Origin of the sequence: Brevibacterium sp. HMSC22B09 (assembly GCF_001806795.1) — a bacterium.
Classification (GTDB): Bacteria; Actinomycetota; Actinomycetes; order Actinomycetales; family Brevibacteriaceae; genus Brevibacterium; species Brevibacterium ravenspurgense.
The window spans coordinates 174,668-191,963 of sequence record NZ_KV786007.1 but is presented as its reverse complement, the minus strand read 5'-3'; the positions used below and the strand labels follow the sequence as shown (position 1 = coordinate 191,963).

Sequence of the window (17,296 nt, the reverse complement as noted above, 5' to 3'; positions counted from 1 at the left end):
TTGGTCACTTGCTGCCCGTCGACCCAAGAGCCGGCGGCAGATCGGGATCTTCGAAGGACTTGTCGCCGTCCTTGATCTTCGAACCGGTTTCGTTGTTGCCCGAGCGCAGCAGGCGCATGGACACCGCGAAGCTTTCGCCGTAGGACAGTCGGGCAGCGTCTTTGACCGATACTGCGAATGTCACGGCGACTTTTTCAGCTACGCCTTCGACAGCGGATTCGCCAGCGCCCTGGCCGCCTTTGACGTCGATCTCGGGGGCGGCCTGGCCGACCGCGATGACTTTGGCGTTTGCCACGAGAACACCGGCGACGTTGTAGGGGATGTCCGCGCGTCGGTAGTCCCCGCCGTTTGATTTGTCTTCGCGTTCGCGGGCGAAGGCGGCGACCACGTCGACGACGTCACCGGGCTGTACGCGTCCGTTGATGCCCTCCGCGGCTTCAAACGTGATGGTCACTTCGCGCTCGCCGTCTTCGAGAGCTGAAACGGGGGTGAGCGAATCGGTCTGCAGGATTGAACCGGCGGTGATCGATGTGCGCGCCTTCTGCCCGGCAAGCTGATCAAGCGAGGTGATCATGAGCGGGGTGACGTACTTTTCGGGAATCTCGACCGTTTCGACGTCTTCTTCGGGGTTGATCGTCTGGTACGTGCCGATGTCTTCGGCCGCTTTGTACACGGTCACGCGGGGGCCCACTTCGGCGTTGACGTTTCCGACGTAGGCGACGATCCCGAGGAACACGGCGATCGCACCGATAGCGGCGATGATCAGGGTGATGACACCGCGGCGCTGACGAGGATTCATGCGTACTGTCCTTCAGGTTTGGGGCGCGAGGTGGAACGGGGTGCTTCGCCGTCCGCGCGGCAGAAGCCGCACACAGGGGTGACGGTCGACAGACCGCACCAGGAGCAGGTGCGCGCTCGGTGTTTGACCGAAGCGGTGATCGGCGAAATGTCGGCGGGTACGGCGACGATTTCGACGGCGTCGCGCGGTCCCCACCATTCGGCTTGGGTTTCTGTCAGCCGCGGGTGGGTGATGTGCTGTGCCGCTGAAGCAGCTTGCGAGAACTCGCTGAGCACTCTGCGGCACGCTTCAGCGTTTGCCTGTGGTGCAGTGGAGTGCAGCACCATGTTCGGCAAGGCGTACTCGCGGCGCGTGTCGTCGGGGAGTCCCTTGGGACCGATGATTCTTACGCTTCCGTCGAGCTCGCCGAGCGCGGTCCGTGACGGCAGAAAACCGAGGAGGTGTTGCCACAGCTTGGGGTTGGGGCGCTTGAGGCTGCCCGGCTTGCCGGTGATGACGAAGTTGCGCGAGGCTCGCTCGATTTCCTCCAGGATCGCCATGACGAGGCCGGGGTCGTGTTGAGCTGTCAGCTGCCTGGCGAAATCGGCCATGGCTGCGCGCCCCAGAGAGCCCAGGCGGCTGGGAAAGATGATGAGCTCAGAGTCGACTTGAGCGGAACGCGCCTGGCCGACGAAGGTTTCTTCGCTGGTGTTGCCGGCTTCGATGACGATCAGCGGGGGATTGCCCCCCGCGCGTTCGACCGCGAGGGCGGCGCATTCGAACGTACCGTCGAAGCACCAGACATTCTCGGGAAGCAGGACCCGGCGGTCGGACACGGATATCTCCCTCGTTTGCTGTATCGGTTGTGACTTGGCGCAGGTTCGTGGCTAGTGGCCGCTCACTGCATCGATACGGATTACGAGGCGGCGGGACGCGGTGCCCAAGTGCTTACGGCCTTGACTCTAGGGCGGCGTTTTCCTGCCAATCAAGGCCCAAAAGTCCTGGTCAGCGAAGGTTCAATAAGGATTAACCCGCTGTATGCGCGCTTGTTTGTGCAGGTCAGAGGCTGTTTGGCCGGAAAACTCGGGGATCTCGGCGTCTGAGCCTGCCGCCAGCGGCACGCCGCGGCTTCGTTTCTGTGGGCCTCGATTAGGGTCTACGGTCCTAAGTGGCGTCCACATGATGAGAGGGGGAGTCGGCGGGGCTGTGGTGGTGATGCCCCCGCACAGCCCTGACCAGGCGCGGAACATCGGTAGCGGAGGTGGCGTGAAAGTCAGTTAACTCCACGTGAACAGTGTGTGCACGCTTTCTGACAGTGCTGATCCGGCTGAGCATCGGGTGCTAAGTTCGCCTGTGTCTTAGCCCGTGCGGCTAGCCTGACCAGGCCGAACTCGCATAGGAGGAATTCCACGGTGCGCCTGCGAACCGCTGCTTCTGTTTTTGTGACGTCTCTTCTGGTGCTCTCTGGATGTTCCTTCGGGGGTGAATCGGAGGGTAAAGCGGACAAGACAGAAGATCACGCGACCGAGGACACGCAGTCGACACAGCCGGCAGTGGATGACTCGGGGTTCTTCAGCGACCCGAAACTCGCCGGCATCGGCACCGTGGATTTTAACGTTCCCGCATTCGGCGCAGACGGCAGCGTGGAAGCAAAGAGCCGCGCCAGAATTCTGTCACTCGACAAGAACGGCGATACGGTTCGCATGGTCGGCGCGTGGCTGCGCTCTTCTGAGGGCGCCTCGCTGGGTTCGGAGACTCTGGCGGTGGGCCGCAAAGCCTTCCACAGGGGTCCCTGGATTCGACTGGTCGACGAAGCCGGCGGCAAGCTCTACGAGCCGCTGCAGGAAGCAGGCGCTGAAGCTGGATCCTTCGATCGAAAAGACGCGTGCCTGTGCTCCGAGGCCAAAAGCAGGACGTTCTTTGAGCCGAGGGAGGGGAACGTCGAACTTTTCTGGGTTGATTTCCCCGCACCGGAGTCTTCCGATGTCCGTGTTCTCATGGGCGAACACGCGGTGCCGACCGAAGCCCTTCCCATAAGCACAGACACGCCCTTTGAGAACCCGATTCCAGAAAAGGCCGCTTTCGAAGAAGACCCTCCGGACGAATACGGCAGTGCTGACGCACAGCGAGCTGTTCTGCCGCTGCGAGAGAACATCAAGAACGTCGCTGGTTCGCGCCAGACACAGGCAGATGACCAGCTTCAGCTGTCGGTGACTTCGGACGTCCTCTTCGACTTCGATTCCAGCACCATCACCTCAGAGGGCAAAAAGGTTCTTGATGATGCCGCGAAGACGCTGCGCGAAAGCGCTGAGGGACAGACTGTGACGATCGTCGGACACACGGACGATCAGGGTGAAGAGGCGTACAACCAGAAGCTCTCCGAAGAGCGGGCGAAGGCTGTTGAAAAAGCCCTCAAAAAGCCCCTCGAAGGTGCGGACATCACCTTGAAGACGGAAGGCCGCGGTGAAAAAGAACCGCTGGCGCCGAACAAGGACTCAGAGGGCAAGCCGATCGAAGAGAACCGCAAGCAGAACCGCCGCGTGTCTTTCGACTACACGCCGAAAGAAGGTGCCGACACGAAGATCGACACTGGCGAAAAGCTGGAGGACGCTCCAAAAATGGAGGAAGCCGAAACAGCGGACGGTGCTGCTGCATCGGCCATCCTCAAGCAGCCGGGAATGTCGACAGGCGGCAAGGACCTTCGCATTGACCTGCGCGGATTGAAAGCCGATGGCAAGTTCGCCCGGCTTGACTACGCGTTTGCGCTGCCGGACGAAAATGCGCAGCCTGTAGCCGGACTGTTCGTCGGAACCGAACAGGTGACCAGATTTCTGCACTTCGGTCTCAACCCCTACAGTTACGCAGGTGCGCCGTCGGGCGCCAACGTGTCGCTCATCGACGAAGAAACTGGGGAGCAGTTCCTGCCGGTCACCGGCGGCGACGCGGACTGCCTGTGCACGGAAGGCGCTTCAACGGTCGAAGGCGCCTTTGTCGAACCCTCCCAGATGTTCTCGATGTTCCCGGCGGAAGTGCTGGAACGCGAAAAGCTGACCCTGCGCATCGCCAACAGCGGAACGTGGCCGCTGACCGTTGACGAAATCAGCAGCGGCGGGCAGGAGTGAGGCTCTTCGGCCGCCTGCAGTCGGCCGCAATCGCCGGCCTGGCGGTCATCGGCGTTGCCAGCGCGGTGCTCATCCCGGTGGCCCCGCGCATCGGCTTCAGCGGGCAGGCGAAGACGTGCGAAGCGTTCGGTTCCTGTCGCACAGCGGAAGTCATGACCCGTGCGTGCACCGTCGACACCACCTCGACCGTGAGAGGACAGGCTGCGACCCCCGTCTACTACGAACAGGCGGGCGGTATGGGTCTGCGGTTCTTCGCCGATGGCACAGCCGGCGTGGTCGGCGACGGTGGGGACGGGATGCGGTCTCATCGCTTTTCCAGCGGCCAGAGAGCCCTGCGGTGGATGGTCGGGCGAAACCAAACAGAGTCCCGGGCAGCAGACCGGGTCTGGGGTCCAGGCGTGACAGGACCAACCCAAGCGGTCCTCGGTTCCCTCGACAAAGTGGGCTTGGGATCGCGCACCGAGGCGGGCGACACCTCGGACGTTGCTCGGACCGAAGACGGCTCGACGGTGGCCGCCGGCAAGCCCGGCGGCGGCTACAGCGTGGCTCAGGCAGTCGAACTCCCAGCGCCGGTCGGGGGACTGCTGACGGGCCTGGTGCAGTGGCTGGGTATTGACCACCACGTCATCGTCGCCACCGAGTACAGCGCTGACGGCAAGCCTTTAAGCCTGACCCTGCTGGGGCCTGCTCGCAAAGGATGGGACCTGCGTGTTCTGACGGGTACGCAGCCGTCAGTGAAGTTTGCGAAGAAAAGCCAGACGGACAGCCAGCTGTTCACACTGCGGTCCTACACCCTGGATCTGACGGAAGAGAAGAACGCGCAGGTTTTCGACGCGGCGTTTCCAAATGAGCAGAGCGCTGTGGGCTACACCTTCCGGTCGCTGCCGCTGCGCCCGTACGCGGAAAGCTCAGCGCCGGGTGATGACCGCAGGTACCCAACAGACGATCTTGCACGGCGACTGCAGCCGGACGCGGTTCTCGTTGAAACCTCGTACAAGAACCCGACCGGCGGGCCCCTTTCGGCGCAGGCGACGTTGGCTTTGGCCGCGGGCGCGCCCATGGCTGCGGGCTCGTCTGGCACGGCAGGTGCGGCTGACGCCTTTGAACCGCGGCTGATCAGCGGTGAGGCAATCGACCTGCAGCGGCCGCAGGACCGCCTTGAGCCCTTCGTCAACTGCGATGCGGACAGCACTCCCGAAGGACAGGGGTGAGTGCGGTGCGCGTGTTTCCCTCCATCGTCGTGTTCGCCGCTTTCGCGCACCTGGTTGTTGTTCTGTTTTCGACGGCCGTCGGTCTGATGGTCATTCCGAGCGTTTCCGTTCTGTGGGGGAGTGCGGCGGCGTCTGTTCTGGTCCTTGTCGGTGTGCTGCTTTTGCACGTCTGTGTTGACGGTGCGTTCACGGTGGCTATGCGCCGGCTGTCGGCGTCTTCTTCCATGTGCGCGGTGAACATGCTGGTTGCGCACGTGATTGTCATTGTGCTCGGTGTTGGTTTGGCTGCCGCGGGGATCTGCGTGTGGGCCCAGCCGGCCGAACATGAACTGTACGTGCAGGCGGCCTTCATGCTGGGATGGGCTGTGCTGAGTGTTGCTTTGGGGCTGGCAGTCGCTGCCGTGTGGCCTTCGGCCAGTGCCGGTGTGTCTCAGCGCTTTGCGAACCGACGGCAGCGAAGCCGGCGCCTATGAGCAGGGCATCCGACAGTCGCTTCCGCACTTGGCTGAGGACGCGAACTCTGTTCGCTGACTCTGAGCCCACGAGGTGGGGCTGGGGTATCTGTGCTGTTGCTGCGGTTGTGCTTGCCTCAGCCGTGTGGCTGCTTATGGGGCCCAGTGCTGGTTGGCACCGTGTTCCCGCGGTGCTCTTCGCTCTTGCTGTGCCGCTGCTGATCTGGGTGGATCTGCGCGAACACCGATTGCCAGACGTTGTGGTTCTGCCGTTGCTGGCGCTTGTCTTTGCGGGCAGCGTGTGGGCCGCGATAGCTGACGATGCGGGGGACCGCTTAGTGCAGGCGGTTGTGGGCGCGGTGCTCCTCACCGCGGTTTTCGGCGTTCTGTTTGTTCTGGCTCCCGCGTCCTTGGGGTTCGGCGATGTCAAACTCGCCGCGGTCATCGGCATGCTGATCGGCTGGTACGGCTGGCGAATGGTCATCGCTGCCCTCGTCCTGACGCTGTGCGTGGGAGTTGTTCACGGGCTGCTTGTCGCGGTCGTGCTTCGGCGTGTGAAGAACGTTCATATTGCCTTCGGTCCCGCGATGCTGGTGGCTGCTCTCATCACCTGCGTTGGTGCCGCAGCGCTGACCTGAACATATGGGCCCCAAGGTGGGCCCTTGTGCTGTTCTGCCCAGGCGGCCCAGGCCATACGGTGACGAGCATGACAGTCTTTGCGCCACCTCGGCATCGTCGTGAAGAACAGCGACAGCACAGCGAACACCGGCAGTCCCCGGAAGGCACCTCGGGCGCCGCTCGTCGACGGAATGGCGAGCGCGGCCTCGTATCCGTGGAGTACCTGGCAACAGCGTTCATCGCCGCGGCACTCATCGGTGTGCTCGTCGCCGTTCCGGTCTCGACGCAGCCGACGGTGACGAATGGCTTCCGCGACGCAGTGTGCAAGATCTTCGGCATGGGGTGTGAAGGTGGCCCCCAAGGGCAAGGCCCCATTGCTGAAAGTGACGGTGAACAGCACAAGGTCGAACCTCCGACGTGCACCGTGAGCCGCTCTAAGGAAAAGACTTCGTACTCCGGTTCGGGCAAGTTCTTCGAAATCGACAGCGGCTGGGGGCTGCAACACGATGTCACCAGCGACGGCAAACACAAGCTGCGACTGTCGACAGATTACGGAGGCGGTATAGGTGCGGAAGAAGGCGGAGACGTCGGCAAAGCAAAGCTGAAAGCTGAAATTCGCGCACGCCTTGGCCTCGAGATGGGTGACACGTGGGAGGTCGACAGTGCAGAAGAGGCGCAGGAATTTACTGAAAACCTCAAGGACTACGCGCACTACAAGATGCTCGACAACGTCAGCGGCAACACTGTGGGCCAATTCTTCTCGGGACTGACCGGTGGGCCGAAACCGCCACCGGAACCCGACTCAAAGCGCAAAGCGCTTGACATCAGCGGCAAGGGCGAAGTGCAGGGCAATGCCGGTTTCAAATCCGGCAAAGTGTTCGACACCAAGCTCGGAGCAAAACTCAGTCTCGATGGCAACAAAATGTACGGGATCGAGACTTTCACCGACAGCGGCGACTACAACATCATCGTCGATTCCAATGCCAAGGGCGAACTCAACGGCCAGTTCAAGGCCGAGTCAAAGGCTGAAAGCAAGTCAGCACCACAGATCGAAGGCAACGCCAACCTCGGCGGCCAGCTGGGCGGCGGAGAAAGAACGGTGCTGGGATTCAACGACAACCACGAACTGAATAACGTCCGCGTCCGCCAGAAGTTCACCTACGGCGCACAGGGCAAGGTCTCCGGTGAGGCCAAACTTCCGCAAGCTGGTCCAAACGGAAACGGCAAAGACGCGAATAACGAAGATCTTCCGGACTACGGTAATCGTGATCGCAGTTTGAAGGGCGGAAAGATCAAGGAGAGGTGGACATCCCTCGATGTCGATCTCACGAAGCTTTCGAAGGAAGACCGCGAGAAGGTCGAAATGGCAGCCTTTACCGGCCGTCTTGACAATGTGAATCTCAATCAGCTCATGAACAAAGGCCCGAGCAATGAGCTCGAGGAGATCATCTACAACAATACCGAGGCCAGCGATTTGGCGCAGGACACGTACGAACTCGATAAGAGCGAATCATCGGATGGGGCCAAGATCCTCGGTTTCGGCGCTGAACGTGAAAAGGAGAACTCCAATTACGAGCTTGTCGATTCGAAGTACGCTGAAGATATAGGCGAGGACGGTCTCCGAAAGGTCGAAACCAACGCCGATTGCCTCAAGTGAGCAAGGGAGAGGACAACACTGTGAAGCTGAATATGCGGAAGACGACGCTGGGATGTGCAGGTCTGGTGCTTGCGCTCTCGCTGACCGCGTGCGGTGGTTCGGGTGACTCCTCGGAGTCGCAGAGCGCCGGTGACGCTCCCCAGGCTCAGGAAGCGCAGCAGACGAAGAAAGGCAGTATGCAGGACGTAATGCTTGACCAGGTCAGCCTCGAAGTTCCCGAAGGCTGGGTGAAGAGCCCCGAAGAGGACTTCGACGGCGACTGGACTGAAGGCTACGACGATTCTGCTGACAGCCCCACGATCCGCGTTCGCGTAGCACCGGAGATCAACGACTCGCCTCACCCGGATGTTGTAGAGGCCGAGCTGGCGGCTCGTGCGCAGGTCGGCGGATTCTACGGTCCCGACTGGAAGGGCGGTAAGCGCGAGAAAGCAGACATCGACGGAGCGTCACGCGGCTTCACTGCCGACTTCACCTATGTTGCCGATGATGATTCGCAGATGCGCGGCCGGTGGGTCCTTATGACGGACCCGGAGACCAACAAGGTCGTGACAATCGAGATCGCCGGCGAACAGGACACCCTCAGCGAGGATCTCATGGAGAAGATTGCGGACTCGATTGAGCTCAAGCCGGGGAAGTGATCATGGACATCATCCGCGCATGGGTTGTCGGCGCAGTCGTTTTCGTCGTCGTTGACTTCATCCTGGGACTGGTCCTGCCGTTTGGGTCGCTGATGTTCCTCAACTTCCTGTGCCCCCTCCTGGCGGGTGTCGCAGCGGCAGCCGTGCACCTGTGGTCGGGTGAGGGAGGCTGGATTCGCCACGCGATCGCAGTGCTCGGCGCACCGATCTTGCTGTCGATCTACTACGCGCTGTTTACCCCGTGGAACCTGTCGACGGGTATCCTCATGGACATCACCACGGGCGCGCTGTTCGCACTGGCTGCGACAATTGGCGCAGTGATTGTGCACGTGGTGGAGCGCTTCGTCCTTCGCCCGGAGTGACAGGAGCTGGATTATGTGATTTCTCGGCGGCAGGGGGTGTGTTATGAGCAGTGACCTCATGCAGGTTCTGCTCGCCGCCGGTGGAATGTTTCTCAGCGTCGCGGCGGTGATCCTGCTGGGCGTGGTTGTTGTCTATCGCATGTCGCCCGGTAGGGCCCTGATCGGTTTGCGCTCAGATGCGGTGGACGGAGTCGTTCGTGTGGTTCGTGTGCGACGGAGCACGTCCAGAATTGAACCGGTGGGCGACCGATCTGACCCGCGTTTGAATTCAGTGTGCATTGACGTCGAGACTCCGCACGGTATGCGCAGGTACGAGGACCGCCCGGTGCGACCTCTGAATCTGCCGCGTCCCATCCGCAGGCAGATGTACGACTGGAGAAGATGGCTGGACGACAATGATTTCAACATTGAGGATGATGAGGCTCGCATGCAGGCAGGGCTGGCCATCGACAATGGAGGCTATGAGTTCGAGCTTGCAAAGCCGTTGCCGGTGAAGGTCGTGCCGCCGCGCAAGCCAGACGTCCGCATCAAATGGAAGCTTGTGTGAGGGCTTCTATGCCCACATTCTGCCCACACTTTGCGCACAACCTGCCGCGCTTCAGCCGGAATCTGCGCCTTAGCAGCTGCTTCTAAGCCGCAGAAACCGGCTACAGGGAGTGTGCGCACTGCTAACGGGTGTATTCCGGCTAAGGGGTGTGGCCGTGACGAATGCGGCTTACCGAGGCGTAGGGTTGAAAGTGCAAGCAGATTTTCTCGACTGAAAGAAGATGCATGTTCAACGCCCTTGCCCGCACCGCCGGTCGTCTGGCCATTGCCCCACTGTTCGTTGTCAACGGACTCGCAGCCGCCAAGGAGCCGGGTCCTCGACCCCAGATGGCTGCCTCGACGCTCGACGCTATGCGCGAGTACGTTCCGGCAATCCCGAAGGACGATGAGCTCGTCGTGCGCATCAACGGCGGCATCCAGGCTGCGGCGGGCCTAACCCTGGGCCTGGGCTTGTTCCCGAAGGCTTCGGCCGCCGTGCTCGCCGGTTCGCTCATTCCCACCACGCTTGCAGGCCACGCCTTCTGGAAGGAAGAAGACGAAGGTCAGAAAGCGGCGCACAAGACACAGTTCTACAAGAACGCGGCCATCGTCGGCGGCCTGCTCGCCGTCGTCGGCGCAAAGAAATAAGACGTCGCGCCCCATCCACACGCCTGCCCGCCCTGTAGCCGGATTCTGCGCCTTAGAAGCTGTTGCTAAGGCGCAGAATCCGGCTACAGGGAGTGTGGGCACTGCTAACGGGTGTATTCCGGCTAAGGGGTGTGCGAAACGGCTTGCACGACTATTCGTGCAGGGCGTAAAGGGCATAAAAAAGTGGGCCTTCGTAGGTACTTCTCAAACCCCAGTAAGCCGCGAAGAACGTTGATTTCGCGTGTTCTCAAGGGATCGAAGACACAGCGACAGCGCACTGGCACCCCTCACACGACAGATTCTAGGGGGCCGCTACGTGAAAATTCGAGTCAGTCTCAAACCCGTTTGAGTGCCTCGAATCGTGAAGAACTCCTCGTTGGGTACGCCGAGGGGGTGCCGGTTCAGGAACTGGCAGCAAGGTTCAATATCCATCGCGCGACGGTGCGAGAGATTGCTCGGCGAGCGGGTCATCCGAGCAGAGCCCCAGAACATTCACAACAGCTACGAAGTGAGGCGGCACGCCTCTACGCTGAGGGTTTCACGCTCAGTCAAGTAGCAGTGCAGTTGGGCATCGGCGACGAAGCCGTTCGCTCGGCCGTGGTAGCGAATGGGGGCACGATTCGACCCAAAGGCCGCCGTCGAATGAATGCTTGACTCGGGCGTCGAATGCTCACCTTCCCTTCAACGACGAAGGGACCGGGAACATGGACACGCTCTTGACACTCGCGACGGACGAACGTGCGGCACGGATCGCCCTGGCCGTGATCACTGACCCCACTGATGCGACAACGGGGCATCTCCTTGCGGTTCACGGCGCAGTCAGCACTGTCACGATGCTTACCGACGACGCACTGGTACCCGGTCTGGATAACGTGGAATCTCAGCTGTGGCGTAAACGCTTGACGCCCCGAGTGGAACCACGACTGATCCAAGAAGCACTCGACTTCACAGAACACGGTGGCTTCAAGACGCTTATTCCCGGCGATGGCAACTATCCGGGGTCGCTCCACGATCTAGGCGATGGTGCTCCCTATGTCCTCTGGGTCAAAGGAGAGGAGTCGCTACTCGCAATGCCAGAGAGTGATCGCTTTACGATCACGGGTGCACGTGCGGCAACCAGCTACGGCGTCCAGGTCGCGAACGAGATCTCTGCTGACCTTGCCAGTGACGGGAAAGTCATTGTTGCTGGTGGCGCATACGGCATAGATGGTGAAGTACACCGGTCTGCGTTGGCTGTTGCGGGTCATACGATTGCAGTGATGGCCGGTGGAATTGACCGTCCATACCCAGCGGGTCATCGAGATTTGCTTGGACGTGTGAGCGATGTCGGACTGTTGGTGAGCGAGCAGCCGCCGGGAGCCCCGCCGACACGAGCACGGTTCATGGCCCGTGCCCGCATCGAAGCTGCACTTTCTGGTTCAACGACGATCGTTGAAGCAGGTTCACGGTCGGGCTCGCTGCTGGTGGCTCAACAGGCACACTCGCTGGGACGCAGCGTCGGTGCGGTTCCGGGGCCGGTGACAAGTGCCACGAGTTATGGCCCGCATCGACTCATTGCCCAGGGCATCGCCAGTGTCGTGACCAATGCCAACGACGTACGGGCGTTTTCCGAGAAACAGCCGTCTTCCGGCTCGATGCCGCAACTCAGCGCCGAAGCGTTCCGTATGGAAAGATACTCGGCACGTGCTCGTGCCGCTCATTCAGCTCACCGTGATCTCTGACGGAACCCACGAGATCAACGATCGCAGTACGGATCGTTTGGCCTTGAGATGCATGTGTAGATAAGGACGCGGATCAGCGCGCCGTTTCTAAATTACGATATTCAGCAGCTTCACCAAACGTATGCTGGGTTCTCTGCTGAATTCTGGGTCGGGCCTTGAGCCGGTTGACATGGAGACGCGCAAGCAACACCAGACTCAACGGACCGATCCACAACATCTTGAGCCCGTTCCAAATGCTCAACAGGACAAGCACATTGAGCCAAGCCGGGCCACCATCATTGATGACCTGCACCAGGACTGCCGCGATCAAGAAATATGGGTCGCCAACAGCATCACTGGCACACCCCATTTGAGACCGCGTGGGGTGCGGATCGAATCAAGCAGGATATTGGTCGGCATGTACCGACGCAGAAAATTCCGGGTAAGGACGCTTCCAGTCCAGAGCAAGCGGATCACGATCTCGTTCCTCTCCATCGCACAAACAACTCCGACGAGGCGATGCGTTGAAGAGTGACCTGGAACGTCTGCCACAAGTGGCGCGTTGGAAGGAGTATCCGCCTCTGTCACCAGGATACGACGAAGCACTGACAGGAGGGAAGCCCGCGAGTTGACTCATCGGAAACCTCCGCTTGTGCGGGGTCGTTGCCTCAGGTAGAAACCTCCGGTTGTGAGTGTCGTTGCCTCAGGTAAGGAACTTCGCGTGAGCACCATCGTGGATGGAGCTGACGATGAGTCAACGCAAGGCCGTGACGAAGAAGAAGGCGCTGGCCTACCGCAGCGCGGACCGGGCGGATAAGTCTCGGATCTTGGATGAGCTGGTCGAACTGACTGGCTGGCACCGGGACTATGCGCGGGCAGCGCTGCGCCAGGCGCTGGTGATCCGGGAGGTGAAGCCACGCAAGGCGCGCCCACGGATCTATGGCGATGATCTGTTGCCGGCGCTGATCCGCTGTTGGGTGCTGCTGCGGGCCCCTGCCGGCAAGATCATGGCCCCATTCATGCCGGTACTGGTGCCGCTGCTGCGCGCCGAGGGCGAGATCAAGGTCACCGATGCCCAGGCCGAGCTGCTCAGCGGGGTCTCGGCGGCCACGATCGACCGAATGCTCAAGACCGAACGGCAACGGATGACTCTGCGGGGACGTTCGCGCACCAAGCCCGGTTCGCTGCTCAAGCACCAGATCCCGATCCGCACCTTCGCTGACTGGAACGACGCCGAGCCCGGGTTTGTGGAGATCGACCTGGTCGCCCATGACGGCGGTGTGGCGGCCGGGGAGTACTGCTACACCCTGACCATGACCGACATCGCCACCGGCTGGACCCTCAACCGCTCAGTGCCCAACCGGGCACGGGTGTGGGTGATCGAGGCGATCGACCACGCTGCGGCGATGTTCCCGTTTCCGATCCGCGGGATCGACTCCGACAACGGATCGGAGTTCATCAACCACCACCTGCTGGCCTACTGCGAGCAGCGCGAGATCACCTTCACCCGCGGGCGGGCGGGCAAGAAGAACGACGGCTGCTACGTGGAACAGAAGAACTGGGCCCGGGTGCGCGAGCTGGTCGGCCACTACCGCTACGACACCGGCGACGAGCTGGATGTGCTCAACCAGATCTGGGAGGCCGATGACGCCTTCGCGAACTACTTTCTGCCCAGCCTCAAGCTCGCCTCCAAGCACCGCGACGGGGCCAAAGTCGTCAAGAAGTACCACCAGGCCGCCACCCCACACCAGCGCGCCCGCGCCCACCCCGCGATCCGCAAACGGCCCGTAATCACCATGAACGCCCGCTTCAAGCGACTACGCCTCGGCGCACTACAACGCCAGATCCTCGACCTCACCAGGCGCCTCGAGACCCTCGCCCAAGCCAAGGGCCGCACCCGCCACAACCAACAAGCCCGAGCCGGTCAGCTCACGGGGTAACCGGAGGAAATAGCTGAGTCAACGACCCACCACCCCCGGAGATCGGCACCTGAGGCAACGATCAACTCATCCGGAGGTCTTGACATGAGGCATCACGGCCCGAGACCTTCTTGGCCTCAGAGTCCGAGGGCGTGAATGACCTGTCGCTGCTGTTCACGGTGTGAAGGTGGTTGAGTCGATGGACGAAATTGTATGACCGCTGCTTGGGCTCGTGCATAGTCAATCTTCTGCGCAGTACGCTCCGGCACTGGGCCAAGTGGATCACTGCTGCTGACCTGGTACCGGTCGCGGTAGGCAGCGATGACGCGTGCACGCCGCCGCCAACCAGTCATCATGTGCTCGTTCTGACGTTGTGGGAAGAGCGGCTGCACCCAATCGGCTGCTTCATCGACAGCGTGGTCAACGAGTGCATCGGCGCGTTGCTCGATCAGCTCGCGTCGCTCATTGAGTGCCTGCCGCATTTCTGGACTCATGGTTCCTTCGGCGTGTGGGATAAGTCCTGCGATCAGGCGTGGCTGTTTTCGCGTCCGTCCTGACCCGGCTGGACGAGCAGTGGCTTTGACGAGTCGCGCGTGCAGTACCGATGCGATGTCATCGGCATCCTCGACGCTGCGTGCCTGTACGAGGCGTGGCAGGAGCCGATCCACATCGTGGTGATTCGCTTCCGCTCGTCGCAACTCCGCCGATAGTGCACCATACGCATCGGAGGTAAGCGCGTCTTCAGCCTGTTCAGGTGTGAGGCCACTCGCATGTAGCAAGGTCGCCCAGCGGTCGTATTGTGCTGCTTGCGCGATCGTCTCGTACTCGGCCGCGAGCTGCGCGATCGAGCCCCACAGTTCCTGCTCCGCCGTGATGGTTTCGTGGGCGGAGAGTTCAGCGCCGACGTGTTGCATGACTCCGTAGAGCACGGATCTGGCAGTGGCATCACTGTTATCACCGGGGTGGGGCTGGCTGTGCGCATCATCGGGTTTGTCTACGGCGACATAAGCGTGGTTGGCGTTGCGGCCGCGGGTCATCGCGACGTAGAAGTTCTCCCGTGTCGTTGTCGTAGTCACAACTGTATGTGCGGTGTCGGTGGTGATGCCTTGTGCTCTGTGGGCGGTGACGGCGTAGCCGAGATCAACATGCTCGGACACGTACGCGGCAGGCAGCACGATCGCGCCTCCGAAACGACGCCCGATGGCTCGTACGGTGAGTGAGCCGTCGTCACGGACCTGGGTGATGTGCCAACGTGCACCGTTGCGCACCCATGTGTCTTTCGTGCGCAGTCGCCGGTCGTTGCGTCGAGTAATAATCGTGTCCCCGACACCCGCCAACGACCCGTCATTGAGTTCCACCTCACGACTCGGGTGTAGAGCACCGTCAAGAATCAGATCGGTACGGGCACGGTTGTTGAGTGCGGTGACGGTCTCATTGGTCTCCGCGATCAACACCGATGAAGTGCCCGCCGCGGTGTCTTCACGCCAGGCAGCATATGCGGCGTCTGTCATCGTGTCTTCGCCACCGTCATGGATGCGGCCATGATCGAGGTAGGTGTCGATGATGTCGGTGCGGCCGTGCCGAAGTTCAAGGGATGCGGTCTTTTCCCACTCATTGCTGAACCGGTGAATATCGATCAGTTCGGGTGCGTCGTCCCGGTCACCGGCCAGCAGTGCGAACGCGCCGCCTGCGTCTACGGATTGCAGTTGCGCATAGTCGCCCACGAGCAGTACCTTCGCGCCTGCCATTTCGGCAAGTCCTGTGATGCGATCGAGTGAATGAGTACCGGCAAGGCTCGCTTCGTCAATGATCACCAATTGAGCGGAGCGCGTTCATCGCGGTGGTCTTGCCAGCACCGGCTGCCCCCACAAGCACGTCGATAGTCCTGCCCGACACAGCGATCGACGCGAGTGCGGTCGCTTGATCATCGCTCAGCATCCGCCCATCAGCATCGGGACGACGGGTGATCTGCTCGACCGTCGTAAGCTCCACAGTAGGTGACGCCGTTGAACGGGAACGTTGCAGGAGGCGGTCTTCTGCTTCCAGCAGGGTTTCGGAGGAATACACGGTGGAGTGCTTCGGTCGGAATCTGCTCGTGCCATCATCTCGTTGGAATACGACCGGGCTTGATGCCAATTCGGGTGGCGTCAACCTGAGGGACGCGTTCTCAGCTGCATCAACCACAAGCCCGGTGATGGCTTCACGATCCAACATGGAGGCGAAGCGCCATCCCATGAGTTGACGGGATGCTTCGGCGTGCAGGTTCCAGCGCCGCCACGTCGACCGTTTCTCACCCACTACATCCACGATGTTCTGCCCGATCTCAGCAGTCACATCGAGGGGTACATCGTCAGCACGCAACAGCATCGCGGACGCGTTCACTGCAACGTCTTGCGCCCACCGGGTTGCATCTTCACCGAGCAGGCGAGTTGCGCGGGTGCGCCAATCTGAGGTGAGTTCTGCCAGGGATCGCACCTGTTTTTCGGGTCGGGTTGCGAGGGTTGCCTGGGCTCGGAGCTTGAGAATCGTCGCCGTGGACGGCTGCTTGCCGTGCTTGTCGATATAGGCGTCGATGAGGCGGTTCTTCTCGACCTCAATATGGTGGGAACGAGTCGAGAACTCCGACACCAATTCCTCAGGCACAGCGGTGATTGCCCATGCCGGGTTACGATCACGACCCATATCCCGGGCTTCCCATTCGATACCGAACGTGCGGGTCATGTGATCGGCAAACACCGCCTCGTGGAGTTCTGAAAGTGCGACGACGGCGGCGTGCATCGGCCTGCCGTCAAGGGAGCGCCACTTGCCGTCTTGCGCGGTCTGGACCTTGTTGGAGATCACGACGTGCGTGTGCAAGTGCGGGTCACCGGCACGGGAGTCGTAGTGATCGAATGCGGTGGCGATCACCCCAGTGACATCGACTTGAGCTGCGGCACCATCCGGCCCGGTTGCACCGACTCGCGTGGCTGCAACCTCACGCTCGATGAATGCAACCACCTCCGCAATCGCCGCATGGTGCGCTTGCGCGATCAGCGCTTGCGTCCCTGCATCGGCAACTGCCCACAACACCGACGCGGACTTCGGTATCGAGAACGTGTAATCAAATCCAGCTACGGCACGACGGGTACCCCGCTCGATTTCCTCGGCTTCGATCTGTGCGAATTGTTTCGCACGGGCGGCGGGCGACAATGACGCATCCAGCTCTGATACTCGGTGCTCGATGCGCTCCGAAACGGGCGTAAAGGACTGATATGCACGGCCGAGGGGGTCACCGGTGATCGGGTCACGGCCCATCCCAACAAGCAGCTGGAGTTGCGCTTCGGATACCTGGTCACCGGTGCTGAGTTGTCCTGCTCCGATCCCGGCGAGGCCTTGCCCGATCCAGCGCCCGGGTGGTGATCCCTGCTCGGCGTAGTAGCGGGTCAAGGGAGTCGAGAGCGACCAATCTCCATCACCGGCGGCCACGGGGCGCAGCAGATATTTGTAGCCGTCCCCGGCGGACATCACCCGCACCGAAACCGTCATCGCTCCTACCTCCTGAACGACAGGTAAGCCTCAGAGACCGCTCCGACTGCCGCGTCAGCTCAGGGTTGATTCGCGGGCTCGCGCCTCTTCTGCAAGACGCGTGGCGGCTCGTGTTGGGACCCAGACAGGTGATCGTCGAGA

General features: G+C 61.4%; 15 protein-coding genes and 1 pseudogene. 12 read left to right on the top strand and 4 right to left on the bottom strand.

All coding sequences use genetic code 11. The annotated features are described in order from the left end of the window. Positions 1-4: 4 nt before the first annotated feature. Both cpaB and HMPREF3087_RS04275 read right to left on the bottom strand, forming a co-directional pair. Positions 5-799 carry a Flp pilus assembly protein CpaB gene (gene cpaB / locus HMPREF3087_RS04280; RefSeq protein ID WP_070428180.1) on the bottom strand — a complete coding sequence of 265 codons (795 nt, stop codon included), beginning with the start codon at positions 797-799 and terminating at the stop codon, positions 5-7. After that, positions 796-1,614, bottom strand: coding sequence for a hypothetical protein (locus HMPREF3087_RS04275; protein WP_070428179.1), 819 nt, complete (start codon positions 1,612-1,614; stop codon positions 796-798). The genes cpaB and HMPREF3087_RS04275 overlap by 4 nt, the downstream gene beginning before the upstream one ends. A 576-nt stretch (positions 1,615-2,190) precedes the next feature. On the opposite strand from HMPREF3087_RS04275, the gene HMPREF3087_RS04270 reads away from it, so the two are divergent. From HMPREF3087_RS04270 to HMPREF3087_RS04225, 11 genes are all read left to right on the top strand, one after another. After that, positions 2,191-3,900: an OmpA family protein gene (locus tag HMPREF3087_RS04270; protein WP_070428178.1), complete on the top strand. Its 1,710-nt coding sequence runs from the start codon at positions 2,191-2,193 to the stop codon at positions 3,898-3,900. Beyond that, positions 3,897-5,111, top strand: a complete 1,215-nt coding sequence (locus tag HMPREF3087_RS04265; protein ID WP_070428177.1) for a hypothetical protein — start codon at positions 3,897-3,899, stop codon at positions 5,109-5,111. Before HMPREF3087_RS04270 ends, HMPREF3087_RS04265 begins: the two co-directional genes overlap by 4 nt. A 5-nt stretch (positions 5,112-5,116) precedes the next feature. After that, the gene (locus HMPREF3087_RS10610; RefSeq protein ID WP_176745004.1) at positions 5,117-5,584 is read left to right on the top strand and encodes a hypothetical protein; all 468 of its coding nucleotides are present in this window, start codon (positions 5,117-5,119) and stop codon (positions 5,582-5,584) included. After that, on the top strand, positions 5,581-6,201 hold the full coding sequence (locus tag HMPREF3087_RS04255) for a prepilin peptidase (protein ID WP_070428175.1): 621 nt from the start codon (positions 5,581-5,583) through the stop codon (positions 6,199-6,201). Before HMPREF3087_RS10610 ends, HMPREF3087_RS04255 begins: the two co-directional genes overlap by 4 nt. Positions 6,202-6,269: 68 nt before the next feature. After that, on the top strand, positions 6,270-7,838 hold the full coding sequence (locus tag HMPREF3087_RS04250; protein ID WP_141738865.1) for a hypothetical protein: 1,569 nt from the start codon (positions 6,270-6,272) through the stop codon (positions 7,836-7,838). Positions 7,839-7,870: 32 nt separating this feature from the next. Beyond that, on the top strand, positions 7,871-8,476 hold the full coding sequence (locus tag HMPREF3087_RS04245; RefSeq protein WP_141738864.1) for a hypothetical protein: 606 nt from the start codon (positions 7,871-7,873) through the stop codon (positions 8,474-8,476). Between the two features lie 2 nt (positions 8,477-8,478). Continuing rightward, the gene (locus tag HMPREF3087_RS04240) at positions 8,479-8,838 is read left to right on the top strand and encodes a hypothetical protein (protein WP_141738863.1); all 360 of its coding nucleotides are present in this window, start codon (positions 8,479-8,481) and stop codon (positions 8,836-8,838) included. A 43-nt stretch (positions 8,839-8,881) separates the two neighbouring features. Next, the gene (locus tag HMPREF3087_RS04235) at positions 8,882-9,385 is read left to right on the top strand and encodes a hypothetical protein (protein ID WP_070428171.1); all 504 of its coding nucleotides are present in this window, start codon (positions 8,882-8,884) and stop codon (positions 9,383-9,385) included. Between the two features lie 224 nt (positions 9,386-9,609). Next, complete coding sequence (locus HMPREF3087_RS04230) at positions 9,610-10,011, top strand: DoxX family protein (RefSeq protein ID WP_061941689.1); 402 nt, start codon at positions 9,610-9,612, stop codon at positions 10,009-10,011. 129 nt (positions 10,012-10,140) lie between these two features. After that, positions 10,141-10,665, top strand: a complete 525-nt coding sequence (locus tag HMPREF3087_RS10805) for a helix-turn-helix domain-containing protein (protein WP_338076245.1) — start codon at positions 10,141-10,143, stop codon at positions 10,663-10,665. Between the two features lie 50 nt (positions 10,666-10,715). Continuing rightward, the gene (locus HMPREF3087_RS04225) at positions 10,716-11,732 is read left to right on the top strand and encodes a DNA-processing protein DprA (RefSeq protein WP_256173031.1); all 1,017 of its coding nucleotides are present in this window, start codon (positions 10,716-10,718) and stop codon (positions 11,730-11,732) included. Positions 11,733-11,805: 73 nt separating this feature from the next. Here the strand turns inward: HMPREF3087_RS04225 and HMPREF3087_RS10800 are convergent, their stop codons facing one another. Next, a complete protein-coding gene (locus HMPREF3087_RS10800) occupies positions 11,806-12,042 on the bottom strand; it encodes a hypothetical protein (protein WP_370919316.1) in 237 nt (78 codons plus the stop codon). A 418-nt stretch (positions 12,043-12,460) separates the two neighbouring features. On the opposite strand from HMPREF3087_RS10800, the gene HMPREF3087_RS04215 reads away from it, so the two are divergent. Then, on the top strand, positions 12,461-13,651 hold the full coding sequence (locus HMPREF3087_RS04215; RefSeq protein ID WP_062020688.1) for an integrase catalytic domain-containing protein: 1,191 nt from the start codon (positions 12,461-12,463) through the stop codon (positions 13,649-13,651). Between the two features lie 116 nt (positions 13,652-13,767). On the opposite strand, the pseudogene mobF reads toward HMPREF3087_RS04215, so the two are convergent. Continuing rightward, positions 13,768-17,155 (bottom strand): annotated as a pseudogene (mobF, locus tag HMPREF3087_RS04210) (MobF family relaxase). Positions 17,156-17,296 lie beyond the last annotated feature (141 nt).